Raw genomic sequence first — 18,811 nt, 5'->3', positions numbered from 1 at the left:
ACCCGCCGCCTTCTGTTCTCTCTTCTCTATTTTCTGCCCTTTGCTTCCTATTATCTGTTCTGCCCTCTCCTTTAACCTTTATTTCTTACCCCAGCTTCTCCTTTCTGCCCTTTGTTGTCTGTTCTCTGCTTTCCAACGCCTGCTCTCTGTCCCCTGCCACGATCTGCTTCTTCCTTTTGCCCTTCCTATGATGCCATTGTTAGCTCAAATGCGCTTTCAGCCTCTCCCTGACTGTTAAACCCAGCCTGCAAAGGAGAATTAAGTGGAAAAACGTCACCTAATAATGGAAGAAATCCTGTTTACAGTATCACAGTTGGAAAAACAACACTTATTTTTACTCAAATAGCAAACGACGAAGATATGGATAGAATTAAGTAACATAAATCCACTTAAACCCATCAAAAAGCAGAATAGGACTGGTTTAAATGACGAAAATCCAACTAATTCCCCGGCGGACGGACGTATCCCAGCAGATGCTTTATCGGCACATTTCCAGCTGGCCCCCCCTCCGGAGGGCCGTTCCCCAACAAGCGCATCTTCGCCGGACATATCTCCAGCAGATGGGTTCCATCAGACGCGTCTATAGCAGGCGCGTCTACGGCAGGTGCATTTCCAGCAGCTCCCTCCGGCGGACACGTTCCCCAACAAGCGCATCTTCGGCGGACATATCTCCGGAGGGCCGTTCCCCCATACGCATTTCCAGCAATCACATCACTGGCAGACACGTCCCCGACAGACACACCCTCCCAATCGCATCACCAGCCGCAGCCGGTACGGTACATCCCGCATCGCATCCATGTTCCGGCAGGCGGCCCCCAATAAGCACCTCCTCAGCTATCACACACTTCCAGCCGGCATGTCTCCCGCCCCCTTAGGGCAAACTCACTATTGCATCCTTCGGTGATTTGTTTTATTCTGAGTATGAAAATAATTTTCGTTATTATCGCCTTGTTAATTAAAATAATTTCAGGAAATATTTCAGATTGACTGTTCATCTATTCCACAAAACACAGAAATCAGCGTCAGCTTTAGCGTCAACATAAGTACAAACAAACTACAGGATTACAAAGAACGAAAGAAAAGAAGGTGAGTACTTGTCTCCAATCCTGCATGCCCTGCAGCATGACAAGCCCAAGCTGTCGCAAATGGAACGCAAGCTGGCGGAGCGCATACTGGCTTCCCCGGGAGAAATTGTCCATATGGGGATTACGGATCTGGCCGAAGAGTGCGGCATCAGCCCGGCAACCATTACACGGTTCTGCAAGGTGCTGCATTTCAAAGGGTTCCCTGATTTCAAAGTCAAGCTGGCGGCTGAGCTCGCCCACAGCGATGCTTCGCCGCAGGACGGCGGCTCCTCTTACCAGGACATCGTAGCCGGCAATCCGCTGCCGTTCATTGTCGAGGCGATGCAGGCTAATCATCTGGCCTCCATCCGGGATACCACCTCGCTGCTTGATCTCGGACGGCTGCAGAGCGTGATCGATCTGCTCTGCCGGGCACGGCGGGTCGATCTGTACGGGATGGCAACCTCATCCATTGTCGCCCAGGATTTCTATCAGAAGCTGATCCGCATCGGCGTGAACTGCACGGCTTTTGCCGATTCGCATATGCAGATTACTTCCGCTTCTTCGCTCGCTGCCGGTGATGTCGCGTTTGCAGTCTCTTATTCGGGTGAAACCCCGGAGACGATCGATGCGTTAACCTGTGCTGCGGCAAGCGGCGCAGCGACAGTCTCATTGACCTCATACGGAAGCAGCACACTGGCAACACTGGCCGATATCCCGCTGTTCTCATCATCACTTGAGCAGGGTATGCGGCGCGGTGATATGGCTTCACGGATCGCACAGCTGCATATTATCGATATTCTGTTCACCGGCATGGTCAGCACCCGGTTCGGGGATTTCATTCCCAAGCTGGAGCAGTCGTATCTGAATGTACAACACTACCGTCATAAACGGGGAGGACAATCATAATGAATATTTTGAAATTCCAGAACGAAGAAGATTTCGCAGTAACCGGGGCGAACCTGATTGCCAGCCTGGTGCAGAGCAATCCCAAGGCCGTGCTGGGTCTGGCTACCGGAAGCTCTCCGGTCGGCGTGTACGCGAAGCTGGTGGAAATGCACCGCAAGGGCATTGTGAGCTTCGCCAAAGTCTCTTCCTATAACCTTGATGAATACGTCGGTCTGCCCGTAGATCATCCGCAGAGCTACCGCAGCTTCATGAATGAGCATCTGTTCAACCATATCGATATCGATCCTGCCCGCACTCATGTCCCTAACGGAAATGCACCGGATCTGGATGCCGAATGCCTGGCTTATGACCGGATGCTGGAAGATAACGGTCCTGTGGACCTGCAGATTCTCGGCATCGGCAGCAACGGCCATATCGGCTTCAATGAGCCGGATGCCAGCCTCAGCAGCGGCACACATGTCGTTGATCTGCTGGAGGAAACACTGGAAGCGAATGCCCGCTTCTTCGACAAGCTGGAGGATGTGCCCCGGCAGGCCGTAACGATGGGTATCGGCGGTATTCTCAAGGCCAAGCAGATTGTGCTGCTGGTGCGCGGGGAAGAGAAGGCGGAAGCGGTAAAAAATGCGCTGGAGGGTCCAATCACGACCCAATGCCCCGCCTCGCTGCTGCAGAGCCATCCGAATGTTGTGGTCCTGCTTGATGAAGGAGCAGCAAAATGGCTGAAATAAACGGTTCAACCGGTGAACTGCTGTACGGCAAAGTCCTTACTCCTGACGGAGTCATCCAAAAGGGCGTAATCGCCGTTTTGGAGGGACTGATCCAATATGCCGGAGAGGCCGCCTGGCTTCCGGCAGCCTATGCTAGCTGGCAGACGGGAACTTCACCTGAGCCGGAAGGACTGCTAATTCCCGGATTTGTTGATGTGCATGTGCATGGGGGGGCAGGTCATGACTTCATGTACAGCGATGGCGCTTCACTGGATACCATTACGCGCTTCCATGCTTCCCAAGGCACAACGTCTATGCTGGCTACAACTATGACTGCCGCCAAGGCTGACATTGACCGCGTGCTGTCTGAAGTGAATGCTTATCGTAACGCTGACGGCGGCATGCCTTATGCCCAGCTGGCAGGCGTACATCTGGAAGGGCCGTTCATCAGCCCGAAATGGCCCGGAGCACAGAATCCCGGGCATATTGTCCCGGCCAATACGTTATGGCTGGAGGAATGGGAAGCCCGGTATCCGGGGATGATCCGCCAGGTTACACTGGCTCCGGAACGCGAAGGCGCACTGGAAGCCATCCAGTGGCTGCGAAAGCATGGAATTACGGCAGCGCTCGGCCACACGGACGCCACGTTCGAAGAGGTTATTGCCGCTGCAGATGCCGGCTTAAACCAGGCTGTGCACATGTTCAATGCCATGACGCCGCTGCATCACCGCAAACCAGGGACCGCAGGAGCCGTCCTGTTCGATCCGCGCATCCGCGCGGAGGTGATTGCTGACGGCATTCATGTTCATCCGGCAGCGATCAGCATTATCGCCCGGCTCAAGAACGGGCATAACCTGTTGCTGATCACAGACGCCATGTCGGCGACCGGACTCAGCGACGGGGAATATGCCATCGGCGATTTGCCCGTTATTGTCAGCGGCGGGATTGCCTCGCTGAAGGAACATCCTGAGTCGCTCGCCGGTAGTACACTGACCATGATCCGCGGCTTCCGCTACCTGGTTCAGGAGATCGGACTCAGCCTGCAGGAAGCTTCACAGGCAGCCAGCCTTACCCCTGCTGTATCGCTTGGCATGCAGCGGTCTATCGGGTCGCTGGAGGCAGGCAAACGCGGCGATATCCTGCTTCTGGACGATGAACTGAATCTGCGCGGAGTATGGATTGGCGGACGCAAGCTTGAGGCTGAAATCGGGTAAGCTGCGAGCTGTCTGCCGCTTCCCTGATCTATATATGTATAAGCAAGCCAAGCAGCCCTTCGGCCCGGATTCGGGTGCGGTGGCTGCTTGGCTGTTTGTGTCTGTGCTATGCCCTCATGCTGAATAAGCTTCATATTCTGCTGGAATACTAGCCTAATTGAGACAGGGCAGTTTACTTAATGCTTCATGCTTCACGCTTCATGCTTAATGCTTAAATACTTAATACCCGCTGCGCGTAGGGAAAATCCGTTCGACCATCGTGCGGAATTCATTCGCAAAGCCTTTAAGCGGATGCCCTGCACGGAATTCCTGCGCATAATAATCTGCCCGCTCAACGAAATCGGGGTTGGCCGATACATACACATTGTTAAGGTCTGTCTTCCCCTTTTTAACTTCTGCGGCGATCTTATCCTTCATGTCCTGGGTAAGCGTGTCCTTATCCGTAATCGCGGTTCCGTTACCCGGCGATACGCTGCGGATTCCAATGGTATTGCCCAGACTTTCATCGATGTCGCGTTTCATATGGCGTCCATCGACCATATTGCTGCGGGACATGATACCGTTGTTGCCGTTCCCCAGATAATTCTCCGGATCTGCAACGCCCGTACCGCCTACAGTACCCGTGCCTGTCATGCTTCCCGGAATTCCGGCAATGGAACCGCCTGTTCCTGTCATGCCCGGATTACCGGCTGCGGTTCCTCTACCGGTACGCGTACTGTTGTCCATTCCGCCCATTCCGGCACCTATCCCTGTTTCCAGTCCGCCTGCCGGTCTGCCCGTACCGCTCAGCATCCCGGATGTGCCGCTGCCGCTGGTACTGCCATAGCTGTACGACTGGATTCCCCGGGTGCTCTTGGCATGGACTCCTCCGGACGCCTCTTCCAGCATTACGGCTACATAGGCGCTTTTGCCTACCAGCATTACGTTGGCTGAACGGACTTCCGGCATGGCCGCCACACGATTCGCCAGTTCCTCACTCATCTCCATACTGTCGAAGGAATTCGCACGCATTCCGTTCTGCGCAGAGTTGACGTGAATACGTCCGTCCGTCCCCCTTACACTTTTTGTTTCCACCGTATTGTCCGTTGCAGAGTTATTCGCACCGCATCCTGTAATACTCACCGCGCCCAGCAGCAGCGCAGCAGAAACCGTTAAACCGAATTTCGACCGTAACATCCGTTCATCCCCCGTCATAAGAATAGTTAATTGCAGCGTAACAAGCTTTAGCATGGCCTCTGCCCTGCCAAGCTATCCTGAAAGGATTTGGCACATCGCCCTTTAACCGTCACGCGTAAGTGAAACTTGGCGTATCTTATAAACAGCAGACTGTGTTTCTCCGCAAGGTTAATGTCAGGAGGGGTGATCTTGAAGGTTTTATTCACGTTTTATGTACCAAGCGGCGGGGTAGAGACACTTAACAAGCTGCGGTGTGAGAGTCTTCAGAAAAGCGGCATCGAATGCCATGTGCTCTACCTCATGCCGGGGTCCGGAAGCCACAACCAGACAAACTTCCCGGTGTTTATCACTTCCGTGGATGCAGAGATCAAAGCGGTGCTGGATACGCATAATTATGATGCCATTATTGTAACTTCAGACTATTTACTGCTGGAACGTCTGCGCCGGTTGGGGTATGGCCGTATTCTGATATATGAATCTCAGGGACTTGGCAAGCGCAGTGATGCGAGGAACCTGATTATTGATTCTGTACCTTTTCTCCGCTCCTACTGCAATGCCGTGCTGATTCCCCCCACAGATCATTTACTGGAGCTGTTTATCGAGATCTGTCCCTGGCTGCACCGTTATGTCATTCCCAACATTGTGGATGTGCAGTCCTTCCAGCATATCCCCGGTGAACCGCCCTGCGATCCGGTCATCGCCTGGGTAGGACGGCTGGAAACCAATAAGAACTGGAGTGAATATCTGAAGATTGCCCATCAGATCCGGCTCCACAAGCCTGATCTTCATCTCTGGATGTTCCATGATCCCGATCTCGCTGCAGATGACCAGAAGGAGCAATTTAACAGAGAGCTGCAATCCCTGGGCCTGAAAGACCGCCTCAGTGTGTTCACCAACATTCCGAATCATATTATGCCGGTATATTACTCATCCATCGCCGGTTCCGGGGGATTCCTGCTGTCAAGCTCTATCACAGAGGGCTTCGGGTATGCTGTAGCTGAGGCCATCTGCTGTACCTGTCCTGTACTTAGCACCGATTCTGACGGGGTCAGATCGTTTATTACCCACAACATTACGGGTAAATTTTACCCGATCGGAAATTTGGAAGCGGCTGTAAACGAAGGGCTTGAGCTAATGAACAACATTCCGCTGCGTGAAGCGATCCGCCAGCAGGGCCGGCAGCATATGGTATCCCGTTTTGGATTCGAGCAATATGCCCACTCCTTCCGTGAAATGATGAATTCCTTCTCGATCTTCTGAAAATAACGTAAAAAAGAACCCTCAACCCCGTACAGCTTCCGGGTTTTGAAGGTTCTTTTAGGTTATACGCCCTGTTTGGATACAATCTCAAACAGCTCAGTCTGAAAGATCTGCATGCTTCTTTCCCAGGTGAAACGCCCCGAATCCAACTCTCCTCTCGCGGCTAGACGCTGACGGAGCTCTTTATTGTAAACAAGTGCAGAGACATCCTCGGCCAACCGGTTCTCGTAACGGTACGACATCAGGCAGTTATGCCCGTGTACACAGTATTCGAGATTGCCCCCGGAATATACGGTGACCAGCGCGGCACCGCAGCGCATAGCTTCCAGCCCCGGCAATGAGCCGGTGTCATAGGTGCTGGAGCTGACAAAAATGTCGCTCTCATTATAATGATACGACAGCTCAGAATCATTACCCGGAGTACGTATTTGAAACCGTCCATCCCCAAGCATCGCTTGCAGCGTTTCGGAGGAAGCATATTCCGACGGTGGCGTGATAATATATATCTCCACTTCAGGATGCCGCTGTTTCACTATGTCCAGCTGCTGAAGCAGATAATCCTGTTCCCGGTGGCCTGAGAACCCGCCCTCGGGACGGCGCATAATGGCCGAGACGACAATCTTATTCCCGCCTCTGCCGCGTAAATGGGTATTAGTGAAATCAGGGTTTAGACCAATCGGAACAATTCTGCCCTTAATGCCATGATTAATCCGTACGATCTCCTGCTGCCAGCGTGAGAGTACAAGCAGGTTGCGGGTGATATTATAAGAGGCAAACGACAGATTATTATTGGGTAAAAAAGTCGGCTCATAGCATAGGGCCAGCCGGATATGCAGCCCCTTGCCCTGTTTACTGGCCCGCTCTGCAACCGGCACCGTTGTATAATAGTTGGAGATGATCACATCCCCGTATGGAAAATCATCTTCGGTCAGCACCGTTGCCGGTGCAGTGATAATGGGGCATTTCATTTCATATTCCACAATGCCGTGACTGGGTAAAAGAACAACCACCTCATGGCCGATTTCCGCCAGACGGTTGGCCAGCTCGGCCAGCATCCGTTGCGCACCGCCTCTGGACAACGTCAGAATCGGGAATGTCAGTCTCATTTCCCTCTCTCCTTTCTCAGCAGCTGCGTCAGAATGCCTTGATGCCTGCTCTGCACCAGAGCAATCTCCCGGTTCTGCGCTTCACTGTGTATGACAGAGCCCATCTCTTTGTGCACACGGTAATCCAGCAGCGGCTCCTCGATATAGGACCATTCATAATACGGCAGGATACGCAGCCACAGATCATAATCCTGTGTATACAGGAATTTCTCGTTAAACCGTCCTACCTTATTGAAAATCTCCATGTCGAGCAGAACCGAGCTGCCGTTCACCGGACAGCCCGACATCATGGTCTCAATGAGATCACCCCTGTTATGAAACGGCATGCTGATGACTCCCGAGAACCGCTCTCCGAGCTCATTAATATAGTAATAGGCCGTATGGCTGAAGGAGGTTCCAGAGCTGCGGATGGCTTCCATTTGCCTTTTGATTTTATCCGGGTGGAACAGGTCATCAGCACTTAACCAGGCAAAATAAGCTCCGCTGGCCGCCTTGATTCCAATGTTGAGCGCCGAGGCGGTACCGCCGTTGGTTTTGCGGATATACACAATATTGTCCTTGTACGCCTCAAGCTTCTCCATATAGCGTGTAGAACCGTCATCGACAACGATCAGCTCAATGTCCGGGTAGCTCTGAGCCAGCACACTCTTCACCGCCAAATCCACATAAGGGCAATTGTAGAAGGGAATCACCACCGAAACCTTGGTTTTTGGAATCATGCGCTCACCTCCTTCCCGATTCAATTTATACTGTTTTGCAGGCCAGCAAAGCATCCAGCGGCGCATGATCCTCGCCAAACGCTTCACGGAATGAAGGATTCTCCGCATGATGGAAGCCTTTCAGTACGGTTACAGCGTAGCCCAGCTTCAGGAAATCCTCAGGCTCCCAGCCGCTCCAGTGCTTCTGGTAATACTCTCCGTGCAGGTTGAAATGATCCTTTCCCTCCTGCGGGAAGAACCCCCGCGGCGTGAATACGACTACCCGGTTCGAAGCAATGATCTCCGCTTTCCGCAGCAGCTCCGTGCCTTCTCTCATCGAGAAATGCTCCAGGGAATCAATCAGTGTAACCGCAGAGAATGTTCCCGGCAGAAACAGCTTATCAATATGGCTGGCATCGGCATGAACCGGAATGATATGCGGGGATTTGTATTTGCGGTGCAGCAGATAAGGTCTGTGGATATCCAGCCCCAGCACAACAGCCGCTTCATATCGTTCCAGCAGCGTACCGGTACCGCTGCCGATATCCAGGATACTCTCGGAGAATTTCAGCTGCTCCAGCAGGACCGGCAGGAAGTCTTTCACTTCTATTTCCCGGTACATATGCTTTCCCTCCTAAAAGTTGTGATAACATCAACTTCCTGAATTCTCTTCGCAAAACTCAATTCGGAAGCATGGGCTTAATTAGTTGCACCCGCTTCTTATTTCTACTCCTGCTTAGCCGCCCATGGAAGCGATCAGGCTACTCAGCGGGGCATGATAGCGGGCATTGGTCGCTGCGGCTTCAGCCATAATGACATCATAATGTTTGATCGTCCCCATGCCGTCATGCCGGCGGTAGGCCGTTAAAGACTGATTGAGCATAATAGGAGGGTATCCGTTCAGAATCGCCCGGTACCACAAATCATAATCATGAGTGTACGGAAGAGCTTCATTGAACAGGCCGATGGCTCCGAATATCTCCCGCTTGAACATCACGGTGCAGCCGTTGATGGGATTGCCCTGCAGGAAACAGCGTAAATAGTCCAGCTGGTTATGAAACACTGCCGCTGCGTTCAGCTGGGTCAGCTGCGAATCCCCGTTAATGAAGTTGAAATTGGTGTATGTGATCAGCAAACGGTTCTGCTCCATGAACAGAACCTGGTTGTTGATCTTGTCACGATAGAACATATCATCCGAGCTAAGCCAGACTACATAATCCCCTGTAGAATGGGCAATACCGTGATTCAGTGCGGAGGCAGTACCACCATTGGCTTTGCCCAGGTAGTGAATATGCGGCAAATATGGGGTAATGCGCTCTGCATGCATGAATGATCCGTCATCAACCACGATAATCTCATAAGGCTGCCAGGATTGAGCCAAGGCGCTTTGCAGCGCCTGCTCAATATAAGGGCAATTATAAAAGGGAATGATTACCGATACTCTGGGCTTCATCATATTCTTCCTTCCTTGCCGGCCCTTGTATAGCCGATAATGTCCGCAAGTGACCGGTCCAGACCGATCCCCGGCTTCCAGCCGAGAACGGCGGCATTGTCCTCAGGTTCTTCCTGCAGCACTTCTCTATCAGCAGATGCAGAGGAAGGCTGCACTGGAACGGCAGATGCTGGGGAAGCAGCAGATGCAGACGAAGGCTTCGCCGGAACGGCAGATGCTGGGGAAGCAGCAGCCTGACCTTCCTCCGCATGCTGCGGTCCCCAGTCCATCTCCACCGGAGCCGCTGCATGGGCCAGCAGCTTCCCGGCAATCTCCCCAAGCTCCCGCTGCGCCCCGGAGTCAATCCGGTAGATCTTGCCGGTCTCTCCTTGATCCAGAATATAGCCATAGGCTCTAACGGCATCACGCACATCCAGAAAGTCGCGCTGCACATGCCGCGAGGAGATCCGGAATGCGGCGGGTGGAGCTTCTCCCCTGCCGGCCGCAGCTTCACTGCGCACAATATGCTGCGCCAGTAAGGAACAGAAGCCGGTGGACGGTCCGGGACCAATCAGATTGGAGGGCTCCGCCATCAGAACAGGCTGTTTGAACAGCGTCCCCCAGGCCAGCGACACCAGTTCCTCCAGCGTCTTGCTGAGACTGTAGGGATGTGGCGGGCCTGCCGCGGAATCCGGTCTGTACTTAAGGCGGGAGCCGGCCACCAGGATACGGCTGGCCGGCTGGAAACGCAGCGCCTCAAGCAAATACAATGTAGCCATTACATTAGTCTCCATATAGAGCAGCGGGTCTTGCCAGGACTCTGGAACCGAGTTCTTGCCTGCCAGGTGCAGCACCTGATCCGGCATGACCTCTCCAATCATCCCGGCGACAGCCTTACGGTCGCCGAGATCACAGATATATTGCTGAACGCCTGCCGGGAAGACGGAAGCTTCCGCTGCGCAGCGGCGTACCACAGCGGTCACTTCAGCTCCCTCAGCCGCAAAATAAGCTACGGCATGCCTGCCGGTAAAGCCGGCGGCTCCGGTTATCAGCAGCCTCCGGCCCTTCATGTCGGCATCTCTGAGCCGTGCATAAAGTCAGCCAGCTCCGCAAGCATCTCGGGATAGGACGGTAATTCGAAGTTCACGTCGCTTCTGGTGCTGATCAGCGTCCGGTCCTGCACATGGACCCGTTCGGGGATGATCTTGACATCCTCCTTATGAAACGCCGACTGCATCATCTGCAGCAGTTCATATTTGCTCACCGGCCGGGGATGGGCCAGATGGATCAGCCCGGACAGATCAGAGTCCAGCAGGGAACTGATCACTTTGGCCAGCTCCAGTGTGGTGACTCCGTTCCACATCACACGTTCATAGCCGGTTACCCGGCCCTTCTGGGCCAGGAACCATTCCATGAGCCCGATGCCGCCGGAGCGGATTTCGGGACCAATAATGGAGGTGCGGATCGTCAGGTGGCCGGGGTCACGCACTTCTCCAAGGCTTTTGGTGATGGCATAAACGGATGTGCCGTCAGTGGCATCCTCTTCTGTGTACCCGCCGCGCGTTCCTTCGAACACGCAGTCGGTACTGATGTGGATGAGCCGGGCATGGACGCTGTCCGCTGCCCGCCGCAGACGGTGGGGAAGGAATCCGTTGACATGGTAAGCACCGATTACGTCACGTTCGGCGAATTGATTCAGTACACCCATTGCATTAATCATGCAATGGGGAGAGACGATTTCGACCAGTTTCTCTACGCCGGCAATATCATCGGCATCCACATACAGCCCGCCAAGATCGTTCTTATCCCGGGTTGTATGGAAGACGTGATGCTTGCCCTGGCGGCGAAAAAAATCCGCCAGCATGTGACCCGCCATACCGTTTCCGCCGAGGATAAGCAGCTTCACTTGAGGAACCCTCCCCGGATCAGAATGTCCTTGATCTCTGCCTGATCCATCAGATTGTTCTCCGAGCTGAAGCTGTTGAAGGACACATGCGGGTATTCGCGGTAGTGCTCCTTCAGCTCCGGCATATCCAGGGTAGGAAGAATAACCAGATACTGCTCATCGTAGACAACGGTAGTTAAGCTCTCGAAATCACTCATGAGAATCTCATGGATTTTTTCACCCGGGCGGATTCCAGCCTCGATCATGCTGACATCTCTTCTGCCCGAAGCTTCGATCAGTACCTCGGCCAAGTCCACGATCCGGCAGGTTGGCATGGTCATGACGAAGATCTCGCCGCCGATGCTGACCTCAGAGGCTTTGAACAGCAGCGTGATGGCATCGCGCAGGGTGAAGAAGAAGCGGGTCATATTCATATCTGTGATCCGCACCTGTCCCTTGTCCTTGATCTGCTTCATGAACAAGTGGACGACACTGCCGTTCGTCCCCAGAACATTGCCGCCGCGCACTGTTACAAAACGGGTGCCTGAACCGATCAGGTTGGCGTATACGAACAGCTTCTCGCCGATCGCTTTGGTCATGCCGTAGAAGTTCGACGGATTGGCTGCTTTGTCGGTGGAGATGTAAATCGCTTTTTCCACATTGTTGGCAATCGCTGCTTCGATCACATTCTGCGTGCCGACCACATTGGTCTTCAGCGCCTCATACGGCTGGTCTTCGCACACAGGAACATGCTTGAGCGCCGCCAGATGGAACACATAATCCACTCCGCGGCATGCAGCCACGAGGGCATCCTTGTCACGGATATCACCGATGACGAAGCTGAGGCGCTTATCTTCAAATTCACGGCTCATGGCTACCTGTGCAGACTCGCTGCGGGAGAATACGATGATTTCTTTGGGATGCTGCGGCAGCAGTTGCCGGATAAGCTCATGCCCCCAGGAACCGGTACCGCCTGTAACCAGAATCCGTTTATTATTGAACATGCAGGTTCCCTCCAAGCAGAAATTTAACTACTTTAACCGAGACATCGGGGGTCAGGTACCCCTCCGGCGCCTCCCAGGCAGGCTTAAGTGACGTCATCAGCCGGGTACAGCGCAGAATGCTGTTCTGCTCTACGCCGGACACTACATTACTTCCGCAATCGACCGTCTCCGGACGTTCTGTGGTCCGGCGGATGGTCACTGTCGGCACCCCCATCAGGCAGCATTCCTCTTGAACGGTGCCGCTGTCCGTAATGGCGCACAGGGCATTACGCTCCAGATGGACAAAATCAAAAAATCCGAAGGGCTCATGGAATTCCACCAGCGGGTTCATAGTCAGCGGGAACTGCTCCGTAAGCTTGGAGCGCGTACGGGGATGGATGCTGCAGATCAGGCGGAGTCCATAATGTTCAGCCACAAGGTTAAGTCCCGACATAATCTGGAGCAGGGATTCAGGATCATCGACATTCTCGGCCCGGTGGGCAGTCACCAGCAGATACCGGCCTGCTTCAAGGCTCAGCCGGGACAGAATATCGCTGGACCCGATTTGCTCCTCATAATGCGTAATCACCTCATGGATCGGATTGCCGGTTAACACGATACGCTGGCTGGGAAATCCTTCGCTGAGCAGATGTCTTTTACTCTGCTGGGTATAAGGCATATTTATGGTCGAGACGGCATCTATGACACGGCGGTTTTTCTCCTCCGGCACTTTCAAATCGTAACAGCGGTTGCCTGCTTCCATGTGGACCACAGGAATGCCCATCCGTTCGGCAAGGATTGCACACAGCGCGCTGTTCGTGTCACCCAGCAGCAGAATCCGGTCGGGCTTCTCCTGAAGCAGGATGCTCTCCAGGCTCCCGAACATGGCGGCCAGCTGGCCCCCGAGTCCGGCCTGCTTATCCTGCAGCACATAGTCCGGTGCGCGGAGTCCCAGCTCGGCGAAGAAAATCCCGCTGAGGCTGGCCGTGAAATTCTGTCCCGTATGCACCAGCACATGCCGCTCCGCATGCTCATCGAGCAGCGGAATGATGACGCTGAGGCGGATGATCTCGGGCCGTGTGCCCAAAATCGTCATGATCTTCATGGGTTCACTCCCCTTTGATTATGGCCTGCCCTTAAGGAAGGGCAGACGGTTCTGTCAGAGCTGGCAGCCGGTCCGGCGCAGCAGCGGTGAAGGACTGGCCCGCCAGTAGCGTTGGAATCAGGGGTAGTTGTGCCCCTGATTCTGGTGATTCCGCCGGGTGGAGCGGATTCAGGGGCATTTGTGCCCCTGATTGGCGCGAATCCGGCGGGTGGAGCGAATTCAGGGGCATTTGTGCCCCTGATTAGTGCGATTCCGGCGGGTGGGGCAAATTCAGGGGCATTTGTGCCCCTGATTGGTGCGATTCCGGCGGGTGGGGCAAATTCAGGGGCATTTGTGCCCCTGATTGGTGCGAATCCGGCGGGGGCGGCGAATTCAGGGGCATTTGTGCCCCTGATTGGTGCGATTCCAGCGGGTGGGGCAAATTCAGGGGCATTTGTGCTCCTGATTGGCGCGATTCCAGCGGGTGGGGCAAATTCAGGGGCATTTGTGCTCCTGATTGGCGCGATTCCGGCGGGTGGGGCAAATTCAGGGGCATTTGTGATCCTGATTGGCGCGATTCCGCCAGGTAGTGCGGATTCAGAGGGATTTATACCTCTAATTGGCGCGATTCCGGCGGGGGCGGCAGATTTAGAGGGATTTATCCCTCTAATTAGCGCAATTACGCCTGGTGGAGCAGATTTAGAGGGAGTTATCCCTCTATTTAGCGCGATTACGCCTGGTGGAGCAGATTTAGAGGGATTTATCCCTCTATTTAGCGCGATTCCGGCGGGGGCGGCGGATTTAGAGGGAGTTATCCCTCTATTTAGCGCGATTCCGGCGGGGGCGAATTTAGAGGGATTTATACCTCTAATTAGTGCGATTCCGGCGGGGGCGGCGGATTTAGAGGGATTTATACCTCTAATTGGCGCGATTCCGGCGGGGGCGGCAGATTTAGAGGGATTTATCCCTCTAATTAGCGCAATTACGCCTGGTGGAGCAGATTTAGAGGGAGTTATCCCTCTATTTAGCGCGATTCCGGCGGGTAATGCGGATTCAGAGGGATTTATCCCTCTGAGGGATGCGATGCCGGCGGCGGCTGGCGCAGCGCCGGCAAAGTGCCGGTCCGCGGACTCCTGCGGACCTCAGCCCGCCTTGCGCCGCCGTCTTCCCCGGCGGCGCGCATGGCCCGCGCGGCGGTGCTTGCCGCCGCCGCTGGCCTTCCGGCGCGCGGAGCCTGCCGCGCGTTTCTTACGGCGCGGGCGCGTTCCGCCGCGCGCGCCCGGGCTTTGGCGCGGCGCAGCCTGCCGCGCCGGAGCTTCGCGCCCCGCAGCCGTGCGGCGCGGCGCGAGGGGCGTACCCGCGGCGCCTCTGCCGCGGGGGCATCCTCCCCGCCCGCCGGCGGAGCTGCGGGCGGGGCTTCTTCGGCGCCGCTGACTTGCGGCGGCGCGAGGCAATAGCGGAGATACCACCTCTCCGCTAAGCCGTACAGGCGGGCGCGGTAAGCCGCCGGGCCGTAGACGGCCTCGATGCGTTCCCGCGCCAGGCTGCCAATGGCCGCCGCCATGGCCGGAGCGGCCAGCAGCGTGTTCACCCGCTCGGCCAGCGCACCGATGTCGGCCGCAGGCACAAGCAGCTCGCCGCAGCCTGCAGCGTTCAGAATCTCCCGCAAGCCGCCGGAATCATAAGCAACCACCGGCTTGCCGAAGGCATAGCCTTCGAGCGCCGTCATGCCGAAGCCTTCACGGATCAGGCTGGGAACGACCAGCAGATCCATGGCGCAGTAGGCTGCGGGCAGACATTCTTCATATCCGACAAATCTGAACCGGGAGGTTAGCCCCTCCAGCTTCACCTTGCGGACACAGCGTTCATAGTAGCTTTTGTCTCCGGGGGAACCCACTACAATGTAACGGGCTGCCGGATGCTGCTCATGGACAAGGACAGCCATTTTGACGAAATGCTCCAGACCTTTTTCTTTATTAATGAAGGAAGAGACATAACCGATCAGCGGTTCCTCCGGCGCTACCTTCAGTTCACTCCGCCGTTCTCCCCGGAGCTTGCTCCAGGCTTCAAACATCATTTCCGTTTCATTCCAGGACGGGGGGAGCTGGGTCACCTTGCCTTCACGGATATCCTCGGGGAAGCAAGCCGCAGCCGTCTGCGAGATGGCCAGAATCTCATCGCTGTTGTTATGGATCAGCTCCACGCTGATCGGAGTGAATTCGTTATCCGTAATGGTCTCGGAGATCTTCCACACCACCGGAATGCCCAGTGATTTCGCTGCCATCGGCGGCAGAGCGTGCACACAGGTACTGGAAATAATGAACGACGGGCGCACACCCGCAAGCCAGTCACTCAGTTCCTGGTACTCCCGGCTCTCCTGAAGCTTGCGGATGTCTGCCGGAAGGCCTGCGTATGGAGTGTACATTCCATAGACAAGCGGAATAGATAACAGCTGGACATTGATTCCGTAGCTCCGAGCCAGGCGCGTCAGCTTCCCGTCCTGCGGGGCTACGAGAATACAATTAAAGTAAGGAGACAGCTCCCGGCTGAAGAACAACAGCAGCTTCTCCGCACCCGTAATACTGCGTGTATTGGAAACATGGGAAAAGAGGACGATTGTAGCTTTGTCGGCCATGGTGTCTCGGCGCTCCCCCGCGAGGGGCTGTGGAGCAGCCATTCACCTCCCTAAAAGTTTTACGAAGCTTAGCATCAAGGCAATTTCATCGCAGTAAAACTCGCTTCGGAAGCGTAAACTTAAGTTTTACGAAGCATTCACTGCAGAGCATTTCTTCGTGTGAAACTCGCTCCGGAAGCATCATCTTAAGTTTTACGAGCATGCGCTAAGCTTTACTTTCTTTCATCCGGTGGATATCCGCCGCAGGCAGGCTAACATCATAACCCGGTACTCCATCCAGTATATTGAGGGGGCACAGATGCCGGCACGACACCTGTCCCCGGTGATGCGCACATTTTTCAATCGTTCTGCGGGGATTTAGCCGTAAATGACCGTCAGCAGCTGGTTCAGGCGTATGGTGTAGGTGTGGTCCTTCAGGGTCCGTTCAAAAGCGCGCAGCGCCATATCCCGGCGTTCCTCCTCATGCGTCAGGTAGAAACGGATTTTATCCATCATTTCCTGCGGGCTTGAGAAGGTGTCAATCTCTTCCCCGACCTTATAGAAGGAACCCATGTCATCCCGGGCGTCACTGAGCTGCAGCGTGCCGCTGGCGGCGATTTCGAAGGTGCGGGGATTCGGCGATGCGGCCGGAATATACAACGTATTGTTATTGGCTACCTCATCAATGTGGGAGCGGTGCAGGTTGATGACAATCTTCGAACCGCTGTAGGTGACTGCCGTTTCCTGCGGAGACATCCATTTGCCGATCTCAATCCGGTCACCATAGATAGGCGCTTCCGGCAGACGGTCCCACCAGATTCCGTTAATCACCGTGTTGTAGCTCATCAGCTCCGGCATGATATCGCGGAAGAAATTGATCCGGTTCCAGTAAGCAGACCCGATGAAGCTGACATCGCGGCTGACCGGCGAACGTCCGGTAGTCGGGCGGTAATGCTCGCGGTGGGCGGCAAAAGGCAGATAATGAACTTCAGAGCACCCGAGGCCGCGGTAGAACTCCACGCAATTACGCTCCAGAGTGAATACATAGTCATAGTGGGCAACGATTTTCATGGTGAAATCCGTATAGTACGGATCATCGGTGAGCCATATCGCAGTTTTAATGCCTCTGCCGCGCAGAACGGCGACCTGATCCAGCGGTAAATCCAGACCGTCCAGGACCAGGACCAGATCCGGACGCTGGGCCGAAGCCAGCTCCACCAGATTCTGGCGTACATCCGTAATTGTTACCTGCGCGGTCAGTCTTTGCAGGGCGAAGAGTACCGCATCATCAAGCGGAGAATACGGATACCCTTTGCCTGAAGCCACATACATGACATGGATATTGCGTACCGGAAGCGGCTCTTCCGGCCGGCCATCCAGAATCGCCAGGCGTCCGCGCAGGTAACCTTCGTCGTATCCGACCTTGAAGCCGGTAAGGCGGCCACTCAGTTTCTGCTCTTCCGCAGGGGTCCGCGGCAGAGGCGGCGCAGGCATTATAAATTGATTATTCATGTTTATTCGCTCCTTCTATCCCATAATGGATTTCACCCTTGTGCAGCAAGAACTCCCAGCAAATGAGGCAGACGCGCGGTAAACGTGTGGTGGCGCAGTGTCGTCTGCAGTCCCCGCAGCGCATACTTGCGGCGCTCCTGCTCATGCTTCAGGTAATAGTCAATTTTGCGTTTTAGCTCGTCGGCAGAAGCAAAGGTCTCCAGGTCATGACCCGGACGGTAGTGGCTGCCCAGGTCCTCGCGGATGTCGGTCAGCTGCATCGTTCCGCAGGCACTGATCTCATAGGTCCGGGGATTAATGGAGAGGGACGGCAGCTGGAAGGTATTCCGGTTGTCCTGCCCGCCTTCCCACGGACGGTGAATATTAATGACAAGCTTGGCACCGCTGTAATAGTTGGCCGTTTCCTCGGGAGGGATGAAGCCGCTTTTGATGAATGGAGACAGTTCTTCGAAGGTGTTCAGCCGTTCCCAGAAGCCGCCGGCGATCAGCACCTTCTTGCCGCGGAGGAACGGGGCCAGTTCATCGAACAGCTCCGTCCGGTTGCGGAAGGCATTGCCGATAAATACAACATCGTATTGATACTGCGGTCCGGTACGGCGCGGGTAGAACATCTGCGGGTTGACGCACAGCGGAAGGTAATGCACCGAAGTCACACCGAGGGAACGGTAGAATTCTACGCAGCCCAGTTCGTGTGTAAACACGTAATCATAGTGCCGGCAAATGACTGATGTGTCCTCGGTAAAATACGGGTCATCCACAAACCAGATCGCTGCCGGAATACCCAATTTTCTTATTTCCGTAATTTGTTCCAGATGATTCTCGGGAAACACATGCAGCCCGTTCATCACAAGCACCGCTCCCGGCGACTCACGCGCTGCCACCTCCAGCATGGTTTCCGGAGAACAGATAATTAGCTCACTGACCAGCTGCCGCAGCGCTTCTGTTACTCCCGTGTCTATCGCCTGAAACCCTTGGGGCACATACATCAGCTTAAACGGCCGGCATGCACCCACTACAGGAGAATTCAGACGCTTCACGGCTTCACACAAGCCGAGACGGTATCCTTCCGTGTAACCGTCACGGTAATCCCGCGGACGCACGTTTCTATTTTTTGCTTTCACGGCCTTCACCCTGCCCCGTCATATTCTCAAGACAGTGTACTATATG

The 18,811-nt window shown here is 54.8% G+C and carries 16 protein-coding genes; 4 read left to right on the top strand and 12 right to left on the bottom strand.

The features are described from left to right. Positions 1 to 1,094: 1,094 nt before the first annotated feature. The 3 genes from NSU14_RS02745 to nagA are packed head-to-tail and all read left to right on the top strand — an operon-like array spanning position 1,095 to position 3,894. On the top strand, positions 1,095 to 1,973 hold the full coding sequence (locus NSU14_RS02745; protein WP_042139740.1) for a MurR/RpiR family transcriptional regulator: 879 nt from the start codon (positions 1,095 to 1,097) through the stop codon (positions 1,971 to 1,973). After that, entirely contained in the window at positions 1,973 to 2,701 is a 729-nt protein-coding gene (gene nagB, locus NSU14_RS02740; protein WP_042141601.1) for a glucosamine-6-phosphate deaminase, read from the top strand. Before NSU14_RS02745 ends, nagB begins: the two co-directional genes overlap by 1 nt. Beyond that, a complete protein-coding gene (gene nagA / locus NSU14_RS02735) occupies positions 2,689 to 3,894 on the top strand; it encodes an N-acetylglucosamine-6-phosphate deacetylase (protein ID WP_076247561.1) in 1,206 nt (401 codons plus the stop codon). Before nagB ends, nagA begins: the two co-directional genes overlap by 13 nt. A gap of 219 nt (positions 3,895 to 4,113) precedes the next feature. Here the strand turns inward: nagA and NSU14_RS02730 are convergent, their stop codons facing one another. Continuing rightward, a complete protein-coding gene (locus NSU14_RS02730; protein WP_179093610.1) occupies positions 4,114 to 5,070 on the bottom strand; it encodes a YhcN/YlaJ family sporulation lipoprotein in 957 nt (318 codons plus the stop codon). Positions 5,071 to 5,253: 183 nt separating this feature from the next. On the opposite strand from NSU14_RS02730, the gene NSU14_RS02725 reads away from it, so the two are divergent. Then, positions 5,254 to 6,330, top strand: a complete 1,077-nt coding sequence (locus NSU14_RS02725; RefSeq protein ID WP_305954227.1) for a glycosyltransferase family 4 protein — start codon at positions 5,254 to 5,256, stop codon at positions 6,328 to 6,330. 62 nt (positions 6,331 to 6,392) lie between these two features. Here the strand turns inward: NSU14_RS02725 and NSU14_RS02720 are convergent, their stop codons facing one another. The 11 genes from NSU14_RS02720 to NSU14_RS02670 form a co-directional block, all read right to left on the bottom strand. Further along, entirely contained in the window at positions 6,393 to 7,436 is a 1,044-nt protein-coding gene (locus tag NSU14_RS02720) for a glycosyltransferase family 4 protein (RefSeq protein WP_042139746.1), read from the bottom strand. Next, entirely contained in the window at positions 7,433 to 8,155 is a 723-nt protein-coding gene (locus NSU14_RS02715) for a glycosyltransferase family 2 protein (RefSeq protein ID WP_340942623.1), read from the bottom strand. The genes NSU14_RS02720 and NSU14_RS02715 overlap by 4 nt, the downstream gene beginning before the upstream one ends. 25 nt (positions 8,156 to 8,180) lie before the next feature. After that, on the bottom strand, positions 8,181 to 8,756 hold the full coding sequence (locus tag NSU14_RS02710; protein WP_042139748.1) for a class I SAM-dependent methyltransferase: 576 nt from the start codon (positions 8,754 to 8,756) through the stop codon (positions 8,181 to 8,183). 114 nt (positions 8,757 to 8,870) lie between these two features. Then, positions 8,871 to 9,587, bottom strand: coding sequence for a glycosyltransferase family 2 protein (locus NSU14_RS02705; protein ID WP_042141602.1), 717 nt, complete (start codon positions 9,585 to 9,587; stop codon positions 8,871 to 8,873). Beyond that, positions 9,587 to 10,636: an NAD-dependent epimerase/dehydratase family protein gene (locus NSU14_RS02700; protein ID WP_076247556.1), complete on the bottom strand. Its 1,050-nt coding sequence runs from the start codon at positions 10,634 to 10,636 to the stop codon at positions 9,587 to 9,589. The genes NSU14_RS02705 and NSU14_RS02700 overlap by 1 nt, the downstream gene beginning before the upstream one ends. Next, positions 10,633 to 11,472, bottom strand: a complete 840-nt coding sequence (locus NSU14_RS02695; RefSeq protein ID WP_042139750.1) for a dTDP-4-dehydrorhamnose reductase family protein — start codon at positions 11,470 to 11,472, stop codon at positions 10,633 to 10,635. The genes NSU14_RS02700 and NSU14_RS02695 overlap by 4 nt, the downstream gene beginning before the upstream one ends. Continuing rightward, the gene (locus NSU14_RS02690) at positions 11,469 to 12,455 is read right to left on the bottom strand and encodes a polysaccharide biosynthesis protein (protein WP_042139752.1); all 987 of its coding nucleotides are present in this window, start codon (positions 12,453 to 12,455) and stop codon (positions 11,469 to 11,471) included. Before NSU14_RS02690 ends, NSU14_RS02695 begins: the two co-directional genes overlap by 4 nt. Next, on the bottom strand, positions 12,445 to 13,539 hold the full coding sequence (gene wecB, locus NSU14_RS02685; protein WP_042139753.1) for a non-hydrolyzing UDP-N-acetylglucosamine 2-epimerase: 1,095 nt from the start codon (positions 13,537 to 13,539) through the stop codon (positions 12,445 to 12,447). Before wecB ends, NSU14_RS02690 begins: the two co-directional genes overlap by 11 nt. Positions 13,540 to 14,581: 1,042 nt before the next feature. Beyond that, a complete protein-coding gene (locus tag NSU14_RS02680; protein WP_340942616.1) occupies positions 14,582 to 16,153 on the bottom strand; it encodes a glycosyltransferase in 1,572 nt (523 codons plus the stop codon). 357 nt (positions 16,154 to 16,510) lie between these two features. After that, complete coding sequence (locus tag NSU14_RS02675; RefSeq protein ID WP_076247543.1) at positions 16,511 to 17,644, bottom strand: CgeB family protein; 1,134 nt, start codon at positions 17,642 to 17,644, stop codon at positions 16,511 to 16,513. 32 nt (positions 17,645 to 17,676) lie between these two features. Beyond that, positions 17,677 to 18,774: a CgeB family protein gene (locus NSU14_RS02670; RefSeq protein ID WP_371916299.1), complete on the bottom strand. Its 1,098-nt coding sequence runs from the start codon at positions 18,772 to 18,774 to the stop codon at positions 17,677 to 17,679. Between the last annotated feature and the right edge of the window lie 37 nt (positions 18,775 to 18,811).

The organism is Paenibacillus sp. FSL R10-2771 (assembly GCF_038000205.1).
In the GTDB taxonomy this organism is placed as follows: domain Bacteria; phylum Bacillota; class Bacilli; order Paenibacillales; family Paenibacillaceae; genus Paenibacillus_AQ; species Paenibacillus_AQ phytohabitans.
This window is presented reverse-complemented; position numbering and strand designations above follow the sequence as displayed.

Excerpts from the sequence above, each read along its gene's own strand:
- nagB (WP_042141601.1), top strand. The coding sequence starts at position 1,973 with ATGAATATTTTGAAATTCCAGAACGAAGAAGATTTCGCAGTAACCGGG.
- nagA (WP_076247561.1), top strand. The coding sequence starts at position 2,689 with ATGGCTGAAATAAACGGTTCAACCGGTGAACTGCTGTACGGCAAAGTC.
- NSU14_RS02730 (WP_179093610.1), bottom strand. The coding sequence starts at position 5,070 with ATGTTACGGTCGAAATTCGGTTTAACGGTTTCTGCTGCGCTGCTGCTG.
- NSU14_RS02720 (WP_042139746.1), bottom strand. The coding sequence starts at position 7,436 with ATGAGACTGACATTCCCGATTCTGACGTTGTCCAGAGGCGGTGCGCAA.
- NSU14_RS02715 (WP_340942623.1), bottom strand. The coding sequence starts at position 8,155 with ATGATTCCAAAAACCAAGGTTTCGGTGGTGATTCCCTTCTACAATTGC.
- NSU14_RS02710 (WP_042139748.1), bottom strand. The coding sequence starts at position 8,756 with ATGTACCGGGAAATAGAAGTGAAAGACTTCCTGCCGGTCCTGCTGGAG.
- NSU14_RS02705 (WP_042141602.1), bottom strand. The coding sequence starts at position 9,587 with ATGAAGCCCAGAGTATCGGTAATCATTCCCTTTTATAATTGCCCTTAT.
- NSU14_RS02700 (WP_076247556.1), bottom strand. The coding sequence starts at position 10,636 with ATGAAGGGCCGGAGGCTGCTGATAACCGGAGCCGCCGGCTTTACCGGC.
- NSU14_RS02690 (WP_042139752.1), bottom strand. The coding sequence starts at position 12,455 with ATGTTCAATAATAAACGGATTCTGGTTACAGGCGGTACCGGTTCCTGG.
- wecB (WP_042139753.1), bottom strand. The coding sequence starts at position 13,539 with ATGAAGATCATGACGATTTTGGGCACACGGCCCGAGATCATCCGCCTC.
- NSU14_RS02680 (WP_340942616.1), bottom strand. The coding sequence starts at position 16,153 with ATGGCCGACAAAGCTACAATCGTCCTCTTTTCCCATGTTTCCAATACA.
- NSU14_RS02675 (WP_076247543.1), bottom strand. The coding sequence starts at position 17,644 with ATGAATAATCAATTTATAATGCCTGCGCCGCCTCTGCCGCGGACCCCT.